General features: G+C 55.3%; 21 protein-coding genes. 16 read left to right on the top strand and 5 right to left on the bottom strand.

What is annotated here, in order from left to right:
* The first annotated feature begins 51 nt into the window (after positions 1-51).
* The 3 genes from gyrA to FC18_RS04910 all read left to right on the top strand — a co-directional run bounded on the left by gyrA (position 52) and on the right by FC18_RS04910 (position 4,120).
* Complete coding sequence (gene gyrA, locus FC18_RS04920; protein WP_056975617.1) at positions 52-2,625, top strand: DNA gyrase subunit A; 2,574 nt, start codon at positions 52-54, stop codon at positions 2,623-2,625.
* A 193-nt stretch (positions 2,626-2,818) separates the two neighbouring features.
* A complete protein-coding gene (locus FC18_RS04915) occupies positions 2,819-3,031 on the top strand; it encodes a hypothetical protein (protein WP_054679042.1) in 213 nt (70 codons plus the stop codon).
* A 15-nt stretch (positions 3,032-3,046) separates the two neighbouring features.
* Positions 3,047-4,120, top strand: coding sequence for a M42 family metallopeptidase (locus FC18_RS04910; RefSeq protein WP_054679040.1), 1,074 nt, complete (start codon positions 3,047-3,049; stop codon positions 4,118-4,120).
* 48 nt (positions 4,121-4,168) lie between these two features.
* Here FC18_RS04910 and FC18_RS04905 read toward each other — a convergent pair whose 3' ends face one another.
* The gene (locus tag FC18_RS04905; protein WP_054679037.1) at positions 4,169-4,360 is read right to left on the bottom strand and encodes a hypothetical protein; all 192 of its coding nucleotides are present in this window, start codon (positions 4,358-4,360) and stop codon (positions 4,169-4,171) included.
* 472 nt (positions 4,361-4,832) lie between these two features.
* Here FC18_RS04905 and FC18_RS04900 point away from each other — a divergent pair, with 472 nt between their 5' ends.
* Complete coding sequence (locus tag FC18_RS04900) at positions 4,833-6,677, top strand: bifunctional diguanylate cyclase/phosphodiesterase (RefSeq protein WP_054679034.1); 1,845 nt, start codon at positions 4,833-4,835, stop codon at positions 6,675-6,677.
* 44 nt (positions 6,678-6,721) lie between these two features.
* Here FC18_RS04900 and FC18_RS04895 read toward each other — a convergent pair whose 3' ends face one another.
* On the bottom strand, positions 6,722-7,666 hold the full coding sequence (locus tag FC18_RS04895; protein WP_054679031.1) for a helix-turn-helix domain-containing protein: 945 nt from the start codon (positions 7,664-7,666) through the stop codon (positions 6,722-6,724).
* A gap of 108 nt (positions 7,667-7,774) precedes the next feature.
* On the opposite strand from FC18_RS04895, the gene FC18_RS04890 reads away from it, so the two are divergent.
* The 3 genes from FC18_RS04890 (at position 7,775) to FC18_RS04880 (ending at position 11,474) form a co-directional block, all read left to right on the top strand.
* The gene (locus FC18_RS04890; protein WP_082620470.1) at positions 7,775-9,073 is read left to right on the top strand and encodes an MFS transporter; all 1,299 of its coding nucleotides are present in this window, start codon (positions 7,775-7,777) and stop codon (positions 9,071-9,073) included.
* A gap of 79 nt (positions 9,074-9,152) precedes the next feature.
* The gene (locus FC18_RS04885) at positions 9,153-9,680 is read left to right on the top strand and encodes a GNAT family N-acetyltransferase (protein ID WP_054679023.1); all 528 of its coding nucleotides are present in this window, start codon (positions 9,153-9,155) and stop codon (positions 9,678-9,680) included.
* A gap of 81 nt (positions 9,681-9,761) precedes the next feature.
* The gene (locus FC18_RS04880) at positions 9,762-11,474 is read left to right on the top strand and encodes an ATP-binding cassette domain-containing protein (RefSeq protein WP_082620469.1); all 1,713 of its coding nucleotides are present in this window, start codon (positions 9,762-9,764) and stop codon (positions 11,472-11,474) included.
* A 40-nt stretch (positions 11,475-11,514) separates the two neighbouring features.
* Here FC18_RS04880 and FC18_RS12040 read toward each other — a convergent pair whose 3' ends face one another.
* On the bottom strand, positions 11,515-11,691 hold the full coding sequence (locus FC18_RS12040; protein ID WP_156300910.1) for a hypothetical protein: 177 nt from the start codon (positions 11,689-11,691) through the stop codon (positions 11,515-11,517).
* A 103-nt stretch (positions 11,692-11,794) separates the two neighbouring features.
* Between FC18_RS12040 and FC18_RS04875 the strand changes: the two genes are divergently transcribed.
* The 6 genes from FC18_RS04875 to rpsR all read left to right on the top strand — a co-directional run bounded on the left by FC18_RS04875 (position 11,795) and on the right by rpsR (position 15,318).
* Positions 11,795-12,703 carry a Gfo/Idh/MocA family protein gene (locus FC18_RS04875; protein ID WP_054679016.1) on the top strand — a complete coding sequence of 303 codons (909 nt, stop codon included), beginning with the start codon at positions 11,795-11,797 and terminating at the stop codon, positions 12,701-12,703.
* Positions 12,704-12,894: 191 nt separating this feature from the next.
* Complete coding sequence (locus FC18_RS04870; RefSeq protein WP_054679012.1) at positions 12,895-13,218, top strand: hypothetical protein; 324 nt, start codon at positions 12,895-12,897, stop codon at positions 13,216-13,218.
* Between the two features lie 206 nt (positions 13,219-13,424).
* Positions 13,425-13,892 carry a single-stranded DNA-binding protein gene (gene ssb, locus FC18_RS04865; RefSeq protein WP_054679009.1) on the top strand — a complete coding sequence of 156 codons (468 nt, stop codon included), beginning with the start codon at positions 13,425-13,427 and terminating at the stop codon, positions 13,890-13,892.
* A gap of 219 nt (positions 13,893-14,111) precedes the next feature.
* Positions 14,112-14,408 (top strand): 30S ribosomal protein S6, encoded by a 297-nt coding sequence (gene rpsF, locus FC18_RS04860; protein ID WP_054679007.1) that lies wholly within the window; start codon positions 14,112-14,114, stop codon positions 14,406-14,408.
* Positions 14,409-14,451: 43 nt separating this feature from the next.
* Positions 14,452-15,054, top strand: coding sequence for a single-stranded DNA-binding protein (gene ssb / locus FC18_RS04855; protein WP_054679004.1), 603 nt, complete (start codon positions 14,452-14,454; stop codon positions 15,052-15,054).
* A gap of 27 nt (positions 15,055-15,081) precedes the next feature.
* A complete protein-coding gene (rpsR, locus tag FC18_RS04850; RefSeq protein ID WP_054679002.1) occupies positions 15,082-15,318 on the top strand; it encodes a 30S ribosomal protein S18 in 237 nt (78 codons plus the stop codon).
* 115 nt (positions 15,319-15,433) lie between these two features.
* On the opposite strand, the gene FC18_RS04845 is transcribed toward rpsR, so the two are convergent.
* Complete coding sequence (locus FC18_RS04845; RefSeq protein WP_054678999.1) at positions 15,434-16,237, bottom strand: HAD-IIB family hydrolase; 804 nt, start codon at positions 16,235-16,237, stop codon at positions 15,434-15,436.
* Positions 16,238-16,388: 151 nt separating this feature from the next.
* Between FC18_RS04845 and FC18_RS04840 the strand changes: the two genes are divergently transcribed.
* Both FC18_RS04840 and FC18_RS04835 read left to right on the top strand, forming a co-directional pair.
* Positions 16,389-17,249: an AraC family transcriptional regulator gene (locus FC18_RS04840; protein ID WP_054678996.1), complete on the top strand. Its 861-nt coding sequence runs from the start codon at positions 16,389-16,391 to the stop codon at positions 17,247-17,249.
* A 118-nt stretch (positions 17,250-17,367) separates the two neighbouring features.
* A complete protein-coding gene (locus FC18_RS04835) occupies positions 17,368-18,765 on the top strand; it encodes an aspartate ammonia-lyase (RefSeq protein ID WP_054678993.1) in 1,398 nt (465 codons plus the stop codon).
* Positions 18,766-18,819: 54 nt separating this feature from the next.
* Here the strand turns inward: FC18_RS04835 and FC18_RS04830 are convergent, their stop codons facing one another.
* Entirely contained in the window at positions 18,820-19,740 is a 921-nt protein-coding gene (locus tag FC18_RS04830; protein WP_056975615.1) for a LysR family transcriptional regulator, read from the bottom strand.
* A 132-nt stretch (positions 19,741-19,872) separates the two neighbouring features.
* On the opposite strand from FC18_RS04830, the gene FC18_RS04825 reads away from it, so the two are divergent.
* Positions 19,873-21,021: a cobalamin-independent methionine synthase II family protein gene (locus tag FC18_RS04825; RefSeq protein WP_054678990.1), complete on the top strand. Its 1,149-nt coding sequence runs from the start codon at positions 19,873-19,875 to the stop codon at positions 21,019-21,021.
* Positions 21,022-21,220 lie beyond the last annotated feature (199 nt).

The raw sequence follows: 21,220 nt of genomic DNA, 5'->3' as shown, positions 1-21,220 counted from the left end.
ACAGAAACAATTGATACCGGCGCCTGAACGCCGGTGTAGCAAGGAGGAAAGATGGAAGAGCAAGATCACCGCATTGAGACCGTTAAACTCGTGCCCACAATGCGCAAATCGTTCCTTGAATACGCAATGTCCGTTATCGTTGCGCGTGCACTGCCCGATGTCCGCGACGGCCTGAAGCCCGTGCAGCGGCGGATTCTCTACGGGATGAATGAACTCGGGGTCACCCCCGAAAAGCCATACAAGAAGTCCGCCCGTATCGTTGGGGACGTCATGGGTAAGTATCACCCCCATGGTGACTCCTCGATTTACGAAGGGATGGTCCGCATGGCGCAGGACTTCTCTTACCGCTACATGCTCGTTGATGGGCACGGTAACTTCGGGTCCGTCGATGGTGACGGGGCCGCCGCAATGCGGTACACCGAAGCCCGGATGAGCAAGATTACGCTCGAGATGCTGCGGGACATTAACAAGGATACGGTTGACTGGCAGGATAACTATGATGGTTCCGAAAAAGAACCAGTAGTGCTGCCGGCCCGCTTCCCGAACCTCCTCGTGAACGGGGCAACCGGGATTGCCGTGGGGATGACCACGAACATTCCGCCCCACAACCTCGCCGAAGTTATTTCTGCCCTGCACATTCTGATGGACAACCCCGACGCGACGACTATGGACCTCATGACCGCCCTGCCTGGACCCGACTTCCCAACTGGGGGCGTGGTCATGGGCAAGACCGGGATTCGGAAGGCCTACGAGACCGGTCAGGGAACCATCACCGTCCGCGCGAAGGTTGAGATTGAACAGGACAAGAGTGGCCGTGAACGCATCGTGGCAACCGAGATCCCATACATGGTCAACAAGGCCAAGCTGGTTGAACGCATCGCCGATTTGGCCCGCGAGAAGAAAATCGAAGGCATCACCGATGTGAACGATGAATCCGACCGTGAAGGGATGCGCATCGTCGTTGATGTGCGCCGGGACATGTCCGCCAACGTCATTTTGAACAACCTCTACAAGTTGACCCCGCTGCAAACCGGCTTCAGCTTCAACATGGTTGCGATTGTCAACGGCGCACCGAAGACCCTGCCCCTCAAGTCCATCCTGGAATACTACCTCAAGCACCAAGAAGAAGTTATTCGCCGGCGGACCGTCTTCGATCTGAAGAAGGCCCAGGCTCGCGAGCACATCTTGGAAGGCTTGCACATTGCGCTGGACCACATCGACGAAATCATTAATATCATCCGGGGGTCCCAGACGGGGGAACAGGCGAAGGCCATCTTGATGGACAAGTTCAACCTGTCCGACAAGCAGAGCCAGGCCATCCTCGACATGCGGCTGGTGCGGCTGACCGGTTTGGAACGCGACAAGGTTGAAAACGAGTTGAAGGACGTCCGGGCATCAATCGCTGATTACAAGGACATCCTCGCTAAACCTGAACGTATTCACCAGATCATCTACCAAGAACTCCTCGACATCCAAAACAAGTTCGGCGACAAGCGCCGGACTGAACTGCGGGTCGGTGAAGTGCTGTCCATTGAAGACGAGGACCTCATCGAAGAGGAACAAGTCGTGATTGCCCTCACCCATAATGGTTACGTCAAGCGCCTGCCACAAGCAGAGTTCAAGACGCAAAACCGTGGTGGTCGCGGGATTCAGGGGATGGGCATTCATGATGACGACTTCATGGAACACCTGATTTCCACCTCCACCCACGACACCCTGCTGTTCTTCACGAACAAGGGGAAGGTCTTCCGGAGTAAGGGGTACGAAATTCCTGAATACGGCCGGACCGCCAAGGGAATTCCAATCGTGAACCTGCTGGGCATTAGTTCCGGCGAGAAGATTCAGGCGGTCATCAACGTGCCGCGGGAACGCGAGAACGATGACTTCCTGTTCTTCATCACCCAAAACGGGACGGTCAAGCGGACGGCGGTCAGCGAGTTCGCCAACATTCGCAGCAACGGCCTCATCGCCTTGTCCCTGCGTGATGACGACGAACTGAGCAACGTGCTGCTGACGGACGGCGACTCAACGATTATCATCGGGAGCAAGTCCGGCTACTCCGTCACGTTCAAGGAAACGGCAGTGCGGTCCATGGGCCGTTCCGCTGCCGGGGTGCGCGGGATGAACCTGCGCGCCGGCGACAGTGTCATCGGCAGTGATGTTTTGCGGCCAGATGCGCACGTCTTCGTCATTTCTGAGCAGGGTTACGGGAAGCAGACCAAGGCCAGCGAATACCCAATCAAGGGTCGCGGCGGTAAGGGGATTAAGACCGTCAACGTCACCGACAAGAACGGTGAACTGGCTGGTTTGACCACCATCAATGGCGACGAGGACATCCTCGTGGTCACCGATGCGGGGGTCATGATTCGCTTCCACGCCAAGGATGTGTCCGAAACCGGCCGTTCCGCAATCGGGGTGCGCCTGATCCGCGTGGACGACGGCGCCAAGGTCGCAACGATGGCCAAGGTTGACGCTGAACCAGATGCATCAGAGGCAGATGCGCTGGCTACTGACGGTCCAGAAGGCGCAGCACCAGCGGCTGCCAGCGAACCTGTTGACGGCCAGACCGATGCGCAGGTGCAAGAACTGCTGCACCGCGCTGAAGACGACAACGAAAACGAATAAGATCTGAATGCAAACAAGCAAGCACGGGTGACTGTGCTTGCTTGTTTTTTATGTTGGCGGGGAACTAAATTCAGGCAGTATAATGCATTTTTTTCGAGTTTGGTGCTGAAAATGTAGTATGGTGCATTTTCACGTTGACTTTCCCCACCCCAATATCTATCGTGAAGTTAACAATTAATCTGGAGGGACAGTTATGAGCTTTTTAGATAAGATGAGCAAGACGTTGAAGGATACCGCCAACAAGGTGCAGCAGAGCGACACGTACGCGAAGCTGACTAGTGACGAGACCAAGGCCAAGCTGCGCGACGCTGGGGATGCCGTGGCACACGGCGTGGTTACCGGCGCCAAGAAGGTTAAGGAAGGCGTCGATAAAGGGGCGCAGCGGTACGAGGAGAAACACCAATAGAACGGAGGAATATTCATGGATTCAGTAGAACGGATTCGCAAATACAGCAACGCTAACGGCACATCTGGGTTCGAGCAGGAGATTGTGCGCCTGTTTGCGGACGACACTAAGGGCCTCGGGAAACTTGAAGTCGACGGGATGTTCAACGCCATCTTGCGGCGCGCCGAGAACACTGGCAAGAAGCCCGTGGTGCAACTTGACGCCCACTCCGACGCGGTCGGCCTGCTGACCCAGGCGGTGCGGCCAAACGGGATGCTCAAGTTTGTGACTCTCGGTGGTTTTGTGCCCACGAACCTGCCCGCAATGAAGGTCAAGGTGCGGGCAAAGGACGGCCAGTTCTATCCCGGCGTTGTTGCCACCAAGCCACCACACTTCATGACGGTGGCTGAACGTAATGCGGTCCCAACCGTGGCGTCAATGTCCGTTGATATTGGTTCGTCTAGTCGCGAGGAAACCATTAACGACTTCAAGGTTGATACGGGTTGCCCGATTTTCGTTGACGTTGACTTCCAGTTCAACGAGAAGAAAGGCTTGCTGTTCGGGAAGGACTTCGACGACCGGCTCGGCGCTGCCGCCATGGCGGAAGTCATGCAGCAGCTTGCCGGCAAGGACCTCGGTGTGGACGTGGTTGCCGGCCTGTCCGCGCAGGAAGAAGTGGGCCTGCGCGGGGCCTACGTTGCTGCCCGCAAGATTGAACCCGACATTTCGATTGTGCTGGAAGGCGTGCCGGCCGACGACACGTTCGAACCCGACTGGCTGTCCCAGACACGGATGGGTGGCGGGCCAATGCTGCGGGATTACGACACCACCTACATTGCCAACCAGCCATTCCAGAACTACGCCACGGGCCTGGCTGATCAGCTGGGCATTCCGTACACCCGCGCCGTCCGCACTGGTGGTGGTCAAGATGGGGCCGCAATCGGCAACTGGAAGGGCTGCCCAACCATCGTGGTCGGCATCCCCGTCCGGTATGAACACACGCCGTACAACTGGGCGAGTCTGAGCGACTACCAGAACTCCATCGCGTTGACCAAGGCCGTGCTCGAACGGCTGGACGCGAAGACGATTGGTGAATTTAGTGCATTTTAAGTAAAAATACGTCGTAACACCGGCAGATGGTGTTGCGACGTATTTTTGCTAATTAAGCTTGGTTTTCTTGAAGCGGATTAACTCGGTGATGCCAAATATCATCTGCCCGCCCGCCAACAGTAAGGCAGAATAGCTACCACTTGCCTTGAATTGGGCAAAGTAGTATCCAGACATGAAAATGAAGAATACCGCGACTGTGCCCCAGAGAATTAAACTGCCGATACCTGATTCTTGTTCCATTTTACTACCACCCCATATTTGAAGATGCCACCCCAAAATGCTCACGCTGTAAAAAAGTTCTCACAATAAAATAATGCATCAATGCGTGGTTTAAGCAAACAACATTTTTGGCATTCTGCTGCTTGACGGCTACTATTTTGCCCTGATCCAGCCTAATTGTTAAATCCACAATCCATCTGTTTACAAACGGCTATTGGTATAGTACATTATGTATATACAAAACATAAAATCATTAGCATTAGAAATTGCTGTTCAATTTTGAACCTGTACGCCGGGGCAAAAAATGACAGCAGCACGGCGTAATGCAGACAATCCATCCAGCGTGAAATGCCCGCTTTGCCCCGTCAAGACAAGCTTATTATACCAAGACCAGCCGTTATCGCGGCTGGTCTTGATTCGTTTAATGGGTTATTACTTATAGATACGCAAAGCAAAATCGCTGGAAACGTTAACTAATTGTGAGGGAACCGTCATGCCAAATTCGCTAGGTTTAGTGCCATTAACCATCGTGCGCATTATTGTTGCGTGCTTCTTTAGCATTGGCTTCGTTTCCTACTACCAGCGCTACTGGATTGACACGTTTACGAACCAGAAATTGTCGCCGCGGACGCAGATGTGGCGGCGGGGTTACCTGCTCGTGCTGCCAATTTTGCTCTCCGGGACGATTTACCTGGCAACGACGCTGACACTTGCCGGTGAGGCGGCGGTCATCTACTATAATTGGTCACTGTTCGTGCTTGTAGTGCCGTTTTTCTACCAGAAATTCGGCCGCGTTGAATTGGGCATCCAGGTGCTGGCCTTCGTGCTGTTGTGGTATGTCCGCCATGCGCCCAACTTCACCACCTTCCCCGTGCTGGGAGGCTTGGTTGCGGCGTGCGGCATTCTGGCGGTGCTCAAGAACCTGCAGCGCTTTGGCGGGTACTATTGGTTTGTCAGCTGTCTGTGCTCACTGGGGATGGCGCTGTTGTTCTGGCTGACGGTCCCGGCGCACACGTTGGGCGCGCACACGACGCCACAGATGATCCAGGAAGGCATCTTCATGTTCACCGTGATGCTGGTGTTCGTGCTGCTCTACTGGGAGCGACTGGCGCGCGTGGACATTAACAATTACCACATGCAGCAGATTGCCAATTACGATCAGATGACCAGCAGTGACACGCTAGAGACCTACCAGCACGAGCTTACCGACTTCTTCACGCAGGCGCGGGCGGAAAAGCGCGCGCTCACACTCGTGTCACTGGATATTGACCACTTTAAGCAGGTGAATGAGCAGTTTGGCCACCTGGCGGGCAACGCCGTGTTAATCGGGGTCGCGGCCACGATTGATGACACCCTGCAGAAGTTTGATGTGGAGCAAAAAATGTACCGCACCGGGGGCGAAGAGTTCAACATCGTCTTCCCTGGGCGTACTCCGGCCCAGGTACTGCCGATTATCCGCGAATGCTGGCAGGCCGTGCGCAAGCGTGAGTATTCGTATGCGCAGCGCCAGATTGCGGTCACCATGTCGGCGGGGATGACGGCCATTGCACCGACTGACATCAGTATTGACGATGCCTATAAGCGCGCCGACGATTCCCTCTATAAGAGCAAGCGGACCGGACGCGACATTATCTCCGTGAACCAAGAAGTCATCGCGATTGATCAGACCACGCTCGTGCGCGACGCCGCCAAGTTCAGCTTCTTCGCCCAGGGGATTTACGATATTTCCCAGCCCGGCAATCCGCGCTTCTACAATGAATTGCTGTTGCGGACGTATGACAGCATTCAGCAGCGTTGGATTCTGCCCGACGACTTCGAGATTTCGGCTCACCTGCAGACGATCTTGTTGCGGCGGGTGCTGGAGAACAGCGACCTGCGGAACTTGAACATGAACCTGACCGCCGCACAGTTCGCGGACCGCGACGTGGCGGCCGTGCTCACGTCCTTTGCGGCCAGTGCGGACGGCCCGGACAACATGACCGTGGAAATCACGGACATCCTGGACCTCGAGACCACGCGCCGCATTAGTGCGATTTACCGGTCGGCGGGGGTCAAGATCCTGATTGATGACGTCGGCAGTGATAACTCGTTCGAGCTAGTCCACAGCGCGCTGCGGTACGTCAACGGGGTGAAGTTCGCGATGCAGAACCTGCGCAAGACCAACAATCCGGAGCAGATGCGCGAACGGATTCAGTTCTGGGTCAACGTCGCCCGCGACAACCAGATGAGCTTCGTGTTGGAAGGGGTCGAAAACGATGCTGACCTCGCCATGGCCCACGAACTCGGTGTTGCCTACGTGCAGGGCTACAAGTTCGGCAAACCGGCAGCGGTGGAATAAAGAACGTAAAAGACCCCCGATGGCGTTGCGTCGGGGGTCTTTGGTTACACGTTAATAATAATCATGTTGAATTTGCTGTTCTTGCGCAGTTCATCCCGGATTTTGCTCAGCCGTTCTAGTGGCTGCACCTTGAGCGGGCGCAACGCCGTGATGACGTCGTTGCATTGACGCTGGCCCCGCTGGTTATCACCGAAGCGGATGTTGTACCAGCCATGGCAGAAGTTGCGGGTGAGGGCTTCACTGGCATTCTCTAGTTTTTGCTTGTCCATTTCGCTCAGGACGGCTTGGGCCAATTCTGGGAGGTTGTAAGAAATGGCCGAAGTGAAGTCGGCTAGCAGCAAGTCGAACGCCTTGCCCATGTAGACGGGGGCAAAATTACCGTGCGCCAGGCGCTTCAGGCCCAGCCGCAGCAGGCGGATGTTGTCTGCCTGCGAGATGGTCATGGCGAACAGTTCAAACAGGTAGTATTCGTAGGCGTTCCAGGTGTCGACTTGCTGCAGATAGGCGACGATGGGGCGCCCCAGTGCCATCCGTTCAGCAGCGTGTTCGTTAATGTCGTCTTCCGAGGCCAGGGCCATGCTTTGGTAGAACAGGTAGACGAAGTGGTTGCTGCGGGTCGGCGTTTGACGGTAAGTGGTGCGGGCACGCGTTAATTCGGTCAGAATCGGTTGGTGGCGCGCCGCGTTGACGGTCCGGAATTTCAGGTACGGCTGCATGTAGGGACTGCGGGCGATTTCGAGGAAAATGCCTGCGTCTTCATGGCTGGCGTCAAGGTTAACGGACAGGCGGCGCTGCTCCTCCAGGAATTCTTCCATGGAGATATTAACGGCCGTGAGAATTGTCTGCAGCTTGGAGATACTGATGTCACTGCGCCCGCGCTCAAAACGGGAAATAAACGAGCTGGTTATGCCGGTTTGGGCCTCGATGTCTTTGAGCGTGATCATCTTGCTGTTACGCAGTTCGCGGAACGTTGCACCGTAAGTTTGCATATGTTTGCCTCAATTAATTTGTCATATATGTCAATTGTTGAGCAGCTGGTGCTGGTTGTCAAATATGATGGGCACATCAAGTAAGCAACCACATTGGAGGTCAACATTATGCACATCTTTCGTACTAACCGGCAGTTCCGCGCACTAGCAACGTCCGCCTTCCTCAGCCGGATTGGCTCTGTACTCTTCAACTTCGTCTTCCTCATCTATGCCCAGTCCCTATCCTTTGCCACTGCGGCCTTGTCGATGGTGGCCATTGCGAACATGGTGCCAAACTTCTTCACTATTCCCAGTGGTTACCTGGCGGACCGTACCAGCGCAAATCGCCGGCTGTCCATGCTCCTCTGGTTGCGTGTGGCTCAGGGGCTGCTCTATGTGGTCTTGGCACTTATTATTGGCAACACTGCCAGTCGGGTGGTGTTCTGGGTACTACTGGCCATCAACATCGCCTCTGACGTCATCGCGGACTACACGAACGGATTGGTGCTCCATTACGAGCAGCACTTCCTGCACACGCGGGAAGAGTACCAGGACGCGATGGGCTTCACTTCCGGGGTGGGGAATATCATCAGCATTATTTTCCAGGCCGTTGGGGCAAGTCTCATCGTGGTGCTGAATCACAACTACGCAATCTTTGGTTTGATTAATGCGGCTAGTTTCGTTCTGGCAGCGGCAGTGCTCTTGCAGGATCGCCGGCACTTCCAGGCTGCGGATGCGGCGGAAAATGATGCAGCAGAAAAGACGCCAGAGCCGGCAGCAAAAGCGGGTAAGAAATCGGTGCTGGGTGGCCTAATGGCGTCAATGAAAGTTGTCCTCGCTGATCGCCTGATTTTGACCATGCTGCTACTGGCTGTGTTGGTGAACACGCTGGGAACCGCCATCGACGGCCTCAGTAACGTTTTGCTCGCCCAGCAACACAACTTGTGGTTCGGCAGCTTCAGCACCACGGTGGCGGTGATTGGGATTGTGTCGTCGGTGGCGATGATTGGTGGCTCGCTGCTGACCCACGATGGCATGCAGAACTTCTCGTTGCCCACGCTCACGGCTATCACGATGTTCTCCCTTACCCTTTTTGCCGTGAACATGTTCTGGTGGCAAAACCGGTACTTGATGGTTGCGTTCATGATTTTGGTGACGTATCCGGTAGGCAAAATCAATCCGCGGCTGTCCAGTGAGATCATGATTCGCGTTCCCGCGTCCAACCTGGCCGCAACGGCGAGCGTGATGCAGACGTGCTCGCTACTGGGCGCACCACTGGGGACGGTTTTTTTCCTGGGCATCGCCAATGCGATCAATCCACAGGTAGCGTGGGTTGCGTACGGCGTGGCGGCGGCGCTGATTACTGTGCTGGCACTGGTTCTTGCCCGACGTGAACGGCACTTGCAGGCGGTGAAATCGGCGGCATAGTGGGGCTGAAAATCCGCGCCCAGTACGTTAGAATATAGGCAAAACAATGACGAACGCGGAGACGGTGGAGGCGACGACGATGGAGATACGGACATTAAGGGATAATGCGGCAGACGCGGCGGCCTTTGCGACCTACCGCAGTGATTGGCTGAATCACGACGTTGCCAATCCGTATAGCCGCGACATTCGGGCGCGCATGGTCAAAGAAGCGGATTATGCACAGACGATGGCACGGACATTGCAGAACTTGCAGCCGGAAGCCGAATGGCGGGTGCCCCAACTTGACTATTATCTCTTCGCGGACAGCGGCGCGATTGTGGGCGAGACTGGTTGCCGGCTAGCGATGACGCCCCAGCTTGCAGAAACGGGCGGGCACATTGGCTACGCGGTGGCGCCGAGTCAGCGGGGCCACGGTGCGGCCGGACAGTTGCTAGACTTCGCGCTCGCTTTTTTCCTGCGCCGCCACGAACCGTACGTGATTATCACGGCGTTTAAGGGTAATGCGGCCAGCCGGCACGTAATCGAAAGTCGCGGCGGGGTGCTGCAGAAAATGGTGACCGACGATGCATATGCTGAACCGCTGTGTATTTACCGGATTTATCTATAAATCGGATTGTATCGCGCTAAAACAAGTGCTATTCTGCACATAACAATTTAGATTATTTAAGGGAACACCGCGTAATCAAAAATGCGCGGTGTTTTTATGGTTATCGCTATGTATCGCTATTTTTTTAAACATCCTTGGCGGCTCACATTCGCCGTAATTATTAGTATTATCGCCGCGGGCGTGCTCGTGGCTTACTCGTACGTCCTGCAGCTGATCACGGATATCGCAACCGGGGCCAGTCACCTCAGCTTCGCCCTGGCTGTACCCGCGGTGCTTGGGTACCTAGTTGTTCAGGCACTCACGGACGGCGCGGCGGAGTACATGAATGAGTCATTGCCCGCACGCATTGGGCGGGAGCTGCGCACGGCGCTGTTTGCCCGCTACAACCGTCTGCGGCCCCTGCACTTCCATCAGCAGCAGGTCGGAACGTATGTGGCCCAGCTCACCAAGCAGGTCGACGTGGTCACGGGCAGCTACTTCCACGTGCTGTTACGGGCGGTCTACCTGGTGAGTCTGCTGGTGCTGGCGGTGCTCGGGACGTTCCTGATTAATCCGCTGATTACGGTGGGCGTGGCGCTTCTCAGCGTACCCGCCCTGGTGTTCCCGTTCCTGGTTAAGAAGTGGCTGGAGAGCGCTCAGACGGCGGTGGTGGATGCGGTGGCGCATTACACCAGCGTCGTGACGGACATGCTTGCGGGCTTCACCACCATCCAGTACGCGTTGTCGGTGCCGCCGTTCACCCGGAAGCACGAACGCGTGAGTCAGAATGTCGTGCAGGCAACGGTGCGCGACCAGAAAATTCAGAAGATCACGAGCGGCATCTCGGATTTTCTCGGCGACGTGATGTACCTCGGGGCCTGGCTGCTGGGTGCGTATTTCGTTCGGCGCGGGGCGATTACGTTGGGCCAGCTCGTCGCGTTCTCGCAGCTGGCGAGTCTGTTCAACTGGCCCATGGCGATGCTCACAGAGTTGCTGGCCGAGTTCTACGGGGGCCGCAAGCAGGCGGCCGTGCTTGCCGAAGTGCTCGCGGCCCCGGATGACGGGGAATTAGTTAGTGCGGCCGTGCACGCTGCACCAGACGTTCCTAAGGCACCGTTTTTGGCGCTACAGAATGTGCAGTATCACGCAGACGGGCAGAACCTGCTGCAGGATGTGAACCTGCAGTTTGAATCGGGTAAGAAGTACCTGGTCGTCGGCGCTAGCGGGAGCGGGAAGACCACGCTCATGCGGATGCTGCTGGGCGATTTGGTTCCGACAAGCGGGCGCGCGCTTCTACGCGGGCAGGATGAAACCAGCATTGACCGCGGTACGGTGTATGCGACGCTGGGGATGATGACCCAAAAGCCCGATATTTTCGCGGGCACGGTGCGCCAGAACGTGACGCTGTTTGCCGATGCGCCAAGCGATGCGGCGGTGGTTGCGGCCTTGACGCGTGCGGGACTTGCGGAGTGGCTCGACCAGCACAGCCTGGATACGGCCATTAGTGCCGAAACGCCGCTGCTATCTGGTGGGGAGAAGCAGCGCCTGGCCTTGGCCCGTCTGTTTTTGCGCCAGTACCAGTTCATGATTTTCGACGAACTGACCACTGGGTTAGATCCGCGGATTGCCGCCCAACTGCAGGCGGACCTCTTTGATTTGCCGCAGGGGTTCATCCTGATTACGCACCAGTTCGACGCGGCGACGTTCGCGCGGGCAGATGCGATTATCGTCATCGCTGGCGGCCGCGTGGTGGCTAACGGGCAGTACGCGGATGCGCAAGTGCAGCAGGAGTTACAGGCGCTTAATTTCAATTAAAAACACGGGGCGGAATCTCGGATTCCGCCCCGTGTTTGCGTTACTGCCGCGGACGACTCATGAAGTAGTAGCCCAGCAGGACGATAACGAGGATGAGCATTGCCAGCATTCCGGTTTGCGCACTGACGGCGAAACTCTTGGCGATGAGGCCCAGCACGATTAGGGCGAGCACGAGGATGAGGATAGCGAGGTAGCGTTTGTAGTGTTTAGGTGCCATTTGCTGCAGCCTCCTTTTTGCACTGACTTTAATCCAGCCACGGTTAACAGTCAAACCGTGCTACAATAATGCATATGATAGCGCTACACAAGGAGGAACCAACATGCTAAAAATCGGCGTAATGGGATTAGGCAACATTGCCCAGAAGGCGTACCTGCCCACAATGGCGGGGATGCAGGACCAAGTTGAATGGCACCTGACCACGCGTAACCAGGCGAAGGGCGAATCGCTGGCGGCGAAATATGGCTTCACCCACGTGCACCAGACGCTGGATGAACTGCTGGCGGTGCATCCCGACGCCGTTTTCCTGCACACACCAACGCCGACGCACGCACAAATCATCCGGACGCTGCTGAACGCCGGCGTGAACGTGTACGTCGACAAGCCGGTGACAACGGACATTGCGGAGGTGCGGGCGCTGTACGCTCTCGCGGCGGAAAAGCACTTATTGCTGACGTGCGGCTTCAACCGCCGTTTTGCCCCCAACAACGTCGCTTTGAAGCAGGTGACCGGCAAACAGATGATTGTGGCCGAAAAGACGCGCAACCACACGTTGCAGGACGCCGAATTTGCCGTGTGGGACCTCATGATTCACTCAGTTGACACGGCACTGTGGCTACTAGACGAACCCGTTACGGCGCAGTCCGGCCGCTTGGTGCGGGATGCGGCGGGCAATTTGCTGCAGGGGTATCTGAGCGTGCAGAGCGCCCACAGCCAGGTGCAGGTGGTGACGAACATGGACGCGGCCGCCAACATCGAACAGGTGACGGTGCAAGGGCAGACGGCACGGGTTGCAAGTGACGATTTGCTGCAGCTGACGACCAGCACCACGGCAGGCACGACCATTAGCCACCGGCCAGATTGGGAGCCGGTACTCGAGACCCGCGGCTTTGCAGAACTGACGCGGGCGTTCGTGACGGCGGTGCGAGACGGCGGAGCTAACCCCGTGAGTCCGGAATCGGCCATCGCTAGCCACGCGGCGTGCGCGGAGCTGGTGGCGTTGATTAAGTAGAATATTTGCTGATAGTGCCCGTGCTGAAATGTGCGGGCACTTTTTTTAATTTTTTTCGGGGGTTTTGGGCATAATTGGCGAAATCTATAGGTGGCGGGATGCTTGGTAATCGTTCATGTTCTTACATTGTAATTACACAGTGCGCGCGATATGCTGTGGTTAAACGAAGATGTAATTGGAGGATACAAGACATGCTGACTAAAACAAGAAAGCAGGGGAATTCTGTGATGGTGACGGTTCCTAGTGAATTCAGCATTCCGGCGGGAGTTGTACTGCAGCCCAAGCGGGTGGCGAACGGAATCTTGTACGAGTTCGTTGAACCAGCGGATGATTTTTTCGACTTCAGTAGCGAAATACTGCAGGACTTAATTGCGGCGAACTACTCTGGTCAGGAACTGCTAGACGAGTTCAACCGCCGCAAGCAAAAGATCCATGACCGCTTTGCTGCGATGGTTACGCACCGCGAAGGGAAGTCCTTTACGCGGGAGGAGTTTGAAAAGGAGATTGGGCTATGAGGTTAGGATTGAGCCGCGGGTGCAGAAGGCGAGTCAGTATGGAACGTGCATGTTGTTAGTGCAGGTTCTATTTTTTTAAACTTTTTTCGGGGGTTTTGGGCCTAATTGGCGAAATCTATATATAGAGAAGCAGCAGTGCTTGTCTAGTTGGTGTCGCTTAGGAAAGCACCGGGCTTTGGCCGGGGCAAGAGTTAGGAGGAAAAGCTATGATTAATCAAGTTGCGCTGACGGGCAATTTGGCTAGTGAAGTTGAGCTGCGACAAACTGCAAACGGTGTGCAGTACGCTCATTTCCGTATTGCAGTGACCAGAAACTTTGCGAACAAAGACGGTGAACGTGATTCGGATTTTATTAACTGTGTAGCGTGGCGACAGACGGGAGAGGCAATGCATAAATACGTCCGCAAGGGGTCGCGTGTAGGAATTACTGGTCGGATTAGGGCCAGTAGCTACGACGACGCAAAAGGACAGCGTGTTTACAGGACTGAGGTGATTGTCGAAGATTTTTACTTCCTCGAAAAGCGCGAAGAAACCGAAGCTCGCCCCCAAAACCCGGGCCAGTCCGCAACCTATACTGCGGCCACGACCCAATCAACGGACCCGTATAACAGCCCCGACCCGTTCGCGAGTGCCGGCAAGCGCGTCGACATTTCTGACGACGATTTGCCGTTCTAAATCAGTGTCGGTCACGATAGCGTGTTCATTCACTTGCGTCCCCCGATAATCATGGCGGCTGCGAAAAATATTTGCGTAACGCCGCCCGTGCCCGTTGTTGTTCGGCCCAAACTATGCTAAACTTCTATTCTGTGAGTATCTGGCCCTAAGTGGCCCTGTGCTTGCCCCTTGTCCCCGCTACGTGCGGGGACCAAAGACCATAAGGAGGTGAAAAGTCAAATGGCTGAAACTAAGTACGAAATTACCTACATTATTCGTCCTGACATCGACGAAGCTGGTAAGGCTGCACTTGTTGAACGTTTTGACAACATTCTGAAGGATAACGGTGCTAACATCATCGATTCCAAGGACTGGCAGAAGCGTAAGTTTGCATATGTGATCAATAAGTACACTGAAGGTACCTACCACATCGTGAACGCAACGGCATCCGACGACAAGGCTATCAATGAATTTGATCGTCTTGCTAAGATCAGCGCTGACATTCTGCGTCAGATGATTATCAAGCGTGAAGCTTAATCGAGTCTGAACCCGATTAGCTTAGCAATAGGGGGACGAAGGAATGATTAATCAAGTTGCATTGACTGGACGCCTGACTCGCGAAGTTGACTTGCGCTACACGCAGGGCGGCACCGCGGTGGCATCCTTCACATTGGCTGTTGACCGTAACTTCACGAACGCCCAGGGCGAACGTGAATCCGACTTCATCAATTGTGTAATTTGGCGGAAGAGCGCCGAAAACTTCTCGAACTTCACACGCAAGGGCTCACTGGTTGGTGTCCAAGGCCGGCTTCAAGCACGGTCCTACGACAACGCTCAGGGACAGCGTGTGTTCGTGACAGAAGTAGTCGTCGATAACTTCGCATTGCTAGAAAGTCGCGCAACAACCGAGGCTCGCCCACGTGGTGAAGCTAGCGGCAATGGTAACAATTCCTTCAACAACCAGGGTGGCTACAACAACGGCTCTAATAATGGCTCCTACCAGAACCAGAATCAGAACCAGCAGCGCCCACAAGGTGGGTCTGGGGCAGCCCCAGCCAACTCCGGGAATCAGGGGATGAACAACAACGGCAGCAGCAATGCTTCCGATCCGTTCAACAATCCTGATCCGTTTGCCAACTCTGGCAAGCAGATTGACATCTCGGATGATGACTTACCATTCTAAAATAAGAATGTAAGGAGGAATTTCTCAATGGCACAACAGCGTCGTGGTGGCCGTCGTCGTCGTAAGGTCGACTTCATTGCCGCAAACCACATCGAATACATTGACTACAAGGACACCGATCTTCTGGCACGTTTCGTTTCCGAACGTGGCAAGATCCTTCCTCGTCGTGTTACCGGTACTTCTGCTAAGAACCAGCGTAAGCTCACCGTTGCTATCAAGCGTAGCCGGATCATGGGCCTTCTGCCTTTCGTAGCTGAAGACTAATATGTAACCACAAAAACAGCCCTGAATTCGCATTTGGCGAGTTCAGGGCTGTTTTTGGGTTTAGTAAAAATTGGGAATGTCGCAAGCCAAATGGCCGGTTTGCGGCATTTTTGCGTTATGCGGTCAGTGCCACACTCCGGAGTAACTGATCCATGACGTTCAACACGCCGCCGTCATCGTTGCTGCTGGTCTGGTAACTGGCAGCTTGCAGGATTTCTGGTTCGGCGTTCGCGACCGCGTAACTGTAGCCAACGGCCGCGAGCAGGTCGAGGTCGTTGTTCCCGTTGGCAATCGCCAGCATTTCCGTGTTGGCAATGTCGAGGTATTCACCAAGCGTGTTGATGGCGCCACTCTTGGTGACCCCGGCGTTCATCAGGTCAATCAGGTAATCCCCGGTGACGTTGACGGCGTAGTCGATGGCGAACCGGCCACGCATGGCGGCGATGTGGGCGATGCTATCAGCATGCGGGAAGTAGGCGGACACCTTGTCGGCGGGCACGGGCAGCTGCGCTAGGCTGTTAACGACGCGGACGTTGGTGAAGAAGTCGCTCAGCTCATCTGCGTACTGTGCGTGGTCCCGGCCGATATAGGCGGCGTCGAGACCGGAAACAACGGGCACGGCGCCGAGCTGGTTGGCGATGAAGCCGCACATGAGGCGCTGGGTGCTGCTTTCAATCATATTGTGCGCGATGATGCGTCCGTCGCTGTAGACGAGCCCGCCGTTGTCACAGACGAAGCTGAGGCCACTAATGGGGAACATCCGCCGCAGGGTGGCGAGGGGCCGACTGCTGGTGATGGCGACGTCGATACCGGAAGCTTTCAGCGCGTGAACGTAGGTGGTGAATGCTGCGGGGATTTGGCCGTCACTGGTTAATAGTGTTGAGTCCAAGTCAGTTGCGAGTAACTTAATGTTGTTCATGTCTGTTTCCTCCCTGAGACGTGGCCGGTGCCGGCGCCCTGAATTAATCGATTGCTCTATATGAACAACTATAACTTGTTTATTCGGTGGTGAATGTCATAATTGTACATGAAAGTAGCACAATCGTATCAGAAGTGAAAGGAGGTCGCTGATGGGAACCAATGCAGATTTATCCGTGGCGATTAATTACAACGTGGGTGACTTGCCCGTTTACCTGACCGTCGATGACATGTACCGGCACGGGTATGCGACCACGGCCCATTGGCATGCGGACTGGGAATTCTTGGCTCCAATTATGGGCAGCCTCACCGTGTTCGTGAACGGTGCAAACTACACGGTACCAGAAGGGGCGGCGCTACTGGTTAATAGCGGTCGGCTCCATTACCTGACCACACCCGCGCGCAGTGAATGCCGGTTCATTGATTTAGCGGTGAATCCGGACCTATTGACCAACTTGCCCGGAATTCCGGCGGCAACGGTGCGGGCCAAGATGACGGCCACGGCGCCAGACGTGGTGCTGCTGCTGGACAAAACGCCGTGGCAGGCAACGGTGCTAGAGCGCGTGCATTTGCTGGGGAACGCCTACCGATTCGGGGGGAGTGACGCGCCGACCATCGCGCTGGAGACCCTCGCTTTGTGTACCCGAATACTGACCCGTTTGCACGTGGATGCGGAGCAAATGCGCCCCGCGGATGCTGGCAGCCAGTTGGTATGGCAAATGGTGGACTACATTCAGCGTCACTATCAAGAGCCACTGACGGCCACCCAGATTGCGGGCGTGGTCCACATCAGCCGGAGCCAGTGTTTCAGCCTGTTTAAGGCCGTACTGCACGAAACACCCAGCGCCTACCTGCAGCGGGTGCGGCTGGCACAGGCGACGACGCAACTAACGATGACGCGCAAGGCGGTGGCCGAGATTGCCCTCGATTGCGGATTCGGGACACCGAGTCATTTCATCGCCGTGTTCAAGGCTGCCCGGGGTGTAACGCCGCGGCATTTTCGCACTAATTGACCGCGGTGTTTGTTTCGTGAAACAAAAGCGCCGGGACGCTGGACATCTACCTGCTTTTGGCGGATACTATTGACAATTTGAGTAATTAATTTCTAGCAGAGACTGGAGGATTACGTTGATGAGTACTCACTATGAGGAAGACTGCGTTGGCCGTCTACCTATCGACGACGATGTTTTGTACGGGGTGCACTCTGCCCGAGCCGCGGGGAACTTCCCCTTCGCCCGGATGACGGACCCGTTGATTGTGCGGAATTTGGTGCAGATTAAGAAGGCAGCCGCCCAGGTGAACCGGGCTGGTGGCACCCTCGCTGCGAATAAGGCGAGCGCGATTGTGGCGGCGTGCAACGAACTACTGCTGGGTCAGCACCAGGAGGCGTTCATCGTGCCGGCCATTCAGGGTGGCGCGGGTACGTCCAGCAATATGAACGTGAATGAGGTGATTGCCCATTTGGCCCGGCGTAACACGGGCCTCCTGGTGCACCCGAACGACGACGTGAACCAGGGACAGTCGACCAACGACACGTACCCAACGGCAGGGAAAATGGCGCTGCTGGAGCTTGTGCCCGCACTGCTTGAGGCTGTGGCCCTGCTGAGTCAGACGCTTTTGGCCAAGGCCGATGAATACCACGATGCCATCCGGGTGGGCCGAACGCAGCTCCAAGACGCCGTGCCGACAACGTTCGGGGCGACTTTCCACGCCTACAGCAACATGTTCCGCCGCGACTTACGCCGGCTGCACGTTGCCAGCGCGGCACTGAAGACGGTGAGTCTCGGTGGCACGGCCATTGGGACGGGACTGAACGCCAGCCCTTTTTACCGCCAGCACATTGTGGCGCAGGTGAACCAGCAGACGGGCCTCGAGTTGCAGCAGGCAGATGACTTGAGCGATGCCATCCAGAACGTTGATGTTTTCCCTGAATTTTCGGGGGCACTCAAGGCCCTGGCGGTGAATCTGAACAAATTCTGTAATGATCTGCGGCTCCTTGGTTCCGGGCCGCAAGCCGGGCTTGGCGAGCTGCACTTGCCCGCACGGCAGGCGGGCTCGTCCATCATGCCGAACAAGATTAACCCGGTGATTCCGGAAGCAGTTAACCAGGTGGCGTTTAGCGTCATCGGCAACGATGTGACGGTCACCATGGCGGCCGAAGCGGGACAGCTGGAACTCAACGCCTTCGAACCCATCATGCTGGCCAAGCTGCTGGAGAATGAACGCAACCTGAGTGCGGCCATCAAGATGCTGGTGACTAAGTGTGTCCGCGGTATCACTGTGAACACTGAACTGTGCCGCAGTGAGGTCGAGCAGTCCGCGGTCGCAGCCACCGTGCTGGCGCCACTACTGGGGTACAAGGCCACCACGCAGCTGATTAAGGAAGCAATGGCCACGAATAATTCCGTGCGTGCATTGCTGTTAGAAAAGCAGCTGTTGCCGGCAGCCACGGTCGCCGAGCTGTTCAGCGCAGCGGTGCTCACGGGCAGCAGCCGGGTAACTGCGCCCGCCCAAGCAACGGGCCGATAAAATGCAAAAAAGTTCACTGACGATTGATTTCATCTCGTCGGTGAACTTTTTTAGTTAGAAAATTTTGAAGCCGTAGTTACGGATGTGTTCCTTCAATAGTTCTAGGTAGCGCGCCGCGGTGCTGCTCATTTCGATTTTCTTGTGGTGCAGGTAGCCCAGCGTCATGGAATCATCAATGTCGAGCGGAATGGCCACGATTTTCTCGTCGTTCAGGTCACTACTGATAATCCCCGAGCTGATTGTGTAACCATCGAGGCCGACCATTAAATTAAAAATGGTGGCCCGGTCACTAATCTGGATGTGCTTTTTGCGGTGCAGGGTGCTGAGAATCTCCTCGGAAAAATAGAAGGAGTTGGTGTCGCCCTGTTCATAGGATAGGTAGGTATAATCTGCCAAGTCGGCCAGTTTCAGGCGCTTTTTCTTGGTCAGCGGGTTGTCGCGCCCGACGAATACGTGGGGCTGGGCCTCAAACAGCGGTACGAACTCCAGATCCTTTTCGGCAATCAGCCGGCGCATCACGGTTTCGTTGAATTTGTTGAGGTAAATCACGCCGATTTCGCTCTTGAAGGTCTGGATGTCGCTCAGCACCGTCTGCGTTTGGGTTTCGCGCAGGGTGAACTGGTACTCGTCGCCCCCGATTTCTTTGACCAGCTCGACAAAGGCGTTCACCACGAAGGCGTAGTGTTGTGCGGACACGCTGAATATCTGCTTGCGGACTTTATCCTGGCCAAAATGTTCGTTGAGCAGGTTCACCTGGTCGAGCACACCACGTGAATAGTTAATGAACTCGCGCCCGGCGTCGGTGAGGGTGATGCCGACCTTACTGCGGTAGAATAGCTGCACGCCGTACTCCTTTTCGAGCTCCTTCATCGCTTGGGATAGCGATGGCTGGCTGATGAACAGCTGCTTGGCGGCTTCGTTAATGGAGCCAGTCTCGGCGATTTTTTCTAAATACTCTAGTTGTTGGATACGCATGGGGTCCTCCTGCGCTTACTGTCATAGGTAATGCCTATTATATCACCGAATAATTGTGAATTATCTATTTAACGGCAAACTTGTTAGAATGAATTCATCAATTAATTCGTAAACAAAACGGGGGATATCGTTATGACTAAATCCAGATTTCAACTTGTTGGTTCACTGCTACGGCCCGCAGATTTGCTGAAGTACAAGAGCCAGATTGAAAAGCGCGAGGACATTCAGTACCCGTTCTACGCCGACTTCGATGGTTACCAGGCAACCGAAACGGCGGCCATTAGCGATGTGATTGCCGCGCAGAAGGCCCACGGCATCGACATCTTAACTGACGGTGAATACTCCAAGTCCATGTGGCACCTCGACTTTTTGTGGGGGCTTAAGGGCATCGAACGCCACATCGCCGACCACGGTTATCGGTTTGAAGATCACGATGGTGGTAATTTCGAAACCCGGAAGGACATTGCTCTGGCAATCACGGAGCCTCTTTCCGGTAAGAATCATCATTTTATTGATATCTTCAAGGAGGTAAAAGCCCAGGCGGGAACTGCGGAAGTGAAGACCACCGTTTGGGGCGCGGCCCACGCGTTCACCGAACTGACCGTGTTCGACCACCTGTACGGCGAAGGCCAGGTATACAAGACGACTGATGAGCTGAAGACCGGTCTCATTAACGCCTACAAGGAATTTTTGTTTGAATACAAGCAAGCTGGCGGGACGATTATCCAATTTGATGATTGTCTCTGGGAACTGTTCGCCGATGACAACCAGCAGAGCTTCTTTGCGGAAGGCAAGGGCGGCGTGGAAGGTCTTGCCGACGAGTTCGTTGCGGTGAACAACGCGGTGGTTGATTACGGACACGAAATTGGTCTGCGTGTTTGGACCCACAATTGCCGGGGCAACTACGCAAGCCGCCACGCAGCAGGTGGTAGTTACGCAGCGATTGCCGAAAAGTTCTTGCGTGATCAGCACTACGACCGCTTCTTCCTCGAATGGGATGACGAGCGTGCCGGGGACATCACTGCGCTTAAGGCGTTGCAGGGGCGCGATGTTGAAGTTGTGCTCGGTTTGCTGTCCAGCAAGACCAACACGTTGGATGATGAAGCGCGCGTTTTGCGCCTCTTGAACCAGGCCGCAACGATTTTGCCTAAGGAGAATCTGTACCTGTCCCACCAGTGTGGCTTTGCTTCCTGCGACGGCGGGAATGAACTAACGCAGCAAGAACAGTGGGCCAAGATTGATCAGGGCCAGAAGATTGCGGCTAGTTTCTGGCAGGAATAGTTGTGCGTGACAGAATTTGCAGGGATTGCGACATAAATCAGCAAATTTTTCAGTCACATTTTCAAACGACAAGTAATTGCGATATATATAGTAGAAAAAGCTCTTGCTCGCTTGTGAAATCGGCGGCACCCACTCGGTGCTGCCGTTTTTTATGAAAAAAGGTTTGACACACCCCTGCACACGCGGTACTATATTTAAG

The organism is Lacticaseibacillus sharpeae JCM 1186 = DSM 20505, from assembly GCF_001436225.1.
GTDB lineage: Bacteria > Bacillota > Bacilli > Lactobacillales > Lactobacillaceae > Lacticaseibacillus > Lacticaseibacillus sharpeae.
This window is presented reverse-complemented; position numbering and strand designations above follow the sequence as displayed.

What these genes read in the sequence shown, in the direction of transcription:
- FC18_RS04875 (WP_054679016.1), top strand. Translation starts at nt 11,795, where the DNA reads ATGCTAAAAATCGGCGTAATGGGATTAGGCAACATTGCCCAGAAGGCG.
- FC18_RS04885 (WP_054679023.1), top strand. Translation starts at nt 9,153, where the DNA reads ATGGAGATACGGACATTAAGGGATAATGCGGCAGACGCGGCGGCCTTT.
- FC18_RS04890 (WP_082620470.1), top strand. Translation starts at nt 7,775, where the DNA reads ATGCACATCTTTCGTACTAACCGGCAGTTCCGCGCACTAGCAACGTCC.
- rpsF (WP_054679007.1), top strand. Translation starts at nt 14,112, where the DNA reads ATGGCTGAAACTAAGTACGAAATTACCTACATTATTCGTCCTGACATC.
- FC18_RS04825 (WP_054678990.1), top strand. Translation starts at nt 19,873, where the DNA reads ATGACTAAATCCAGATTTCAACTTGTTGGTTCACTGCTACGGCCCGCA.
- FC18_RS04880 (WP_082620469.1), top strand. Translation starts at nt 9,762, where the DNA reads ATGCGCGGTGTTTTTATGGTTATCGCTATGTATCGCTATTTTTTTAAA.
- FC18_RS04910 (WP_054679040.1), top strand. Translation starts at nt 3,047, where the DNA reads ATGGATTCAGTAGAACGGATTCGCAAATACAGCAACGCTAACGGCACA.
- FC18_RS04905 (WP_054679037.1), bottom strand. Translation starts at nt 4,360, where the DNA reads ATGGAACAAGAATCAGGTATCGGCAGTTTAATTCTCTGGGGCACAGTC.
- FC18_RS04895 (WP_054679031.1), bottom strand. Translation starts at nt 7,666, where the DNA reads ATGCAAACTTACGGTGCAACGTTCCGCGAACTGCGTAACAGCAAGATG.
- gyrA (WP_056975617.1), top strand. Translation starts at nt 52, where the DNA reads ATGGAAGAGCAAGATCACCGCATTGAGACCGTTAAACTCGTGCCCACA.
- FC18_RS12040 (WP_156300910.1), bottom strand. Translation starts at nt 11,691, where the DNA reads ATGGCACCTAAACACTACAAACGCTACCTCGCTATCCTCATCCTCGTG.
- FC18_RS04845 (WP_054678999.1), bottom strand. Translation starts at nt 16,237, where the DNA reads ATGAACAACATTAAGTTACTCGCAACTGACTTGGACTCAACACTATTA.
- ssb (WP_054679009.1), top strand. Translation starts at nt 13,425, where the DNA reads ATGATTAATCAAGTTGCGCTGACGGGCAATTTGGCTAGTGAAGTTGAG.
- FC18_RS04900 (WP_054679034.1), top strand. Translation starts at nt 4,833, where the DNA reads ATGCCAAATTCGCTAGGTTTAGTGCCATTAACCATCGTGCGCATTATT.
- FC18_RS04840 (WP_054678996.1), top strand. Translation starts at nt 16,389, where the DNA reads ATGGGAACCAATGCAGATTTATCCGTGGCGATTAATTACAACGTGGGT.
- rpsR (WP_054679002.1), top strand. Translation starts at nt 15,082, where the DNA reads ATGGCACAACAGCGTCGTGGTGGCCGTCGTCGTCGTAAGGTCGACTTC.
- FC18_RS04870 (WP_054679012.1), top strand. Translation starts at nt 12,895, where the DNA reads ATGCTGACTAAAACAAGAAAGCAGGGGAATTCTGTGATGGTGACGGTT.
- FC18_RS04915 (WP_054679042.1), top strand. Translation starts at nt 2,819, where the DNA reads ATGAGCTTTTTAGATAAGATGAGCAAGACGTTGAAGGATACCGCCAAC.
- FC18_RS04835 (WP_054678993.1), top strand. Translation starts at nt 17,368, where the DNA reads ATGAGTACTCACTATGAGGAAGACTGCGTTGGCCGTCTACCTATCGAC.
- ssb (WP_054679004.1), top strand. Translation starts at nt 14,452, where the DNA reads ATGATTAATCAAGTTGCATTGACTGGACGCCTGACTCGCGAAGTTGAC.
- FC18_RS04830 (WP_056975615.1), bottom strand. Translation starts at nt 19,740, where the DNA reads ATGCGTATCCAACAACTAGAGTATTTAGAAAAAATCGCCGAGACTGGC.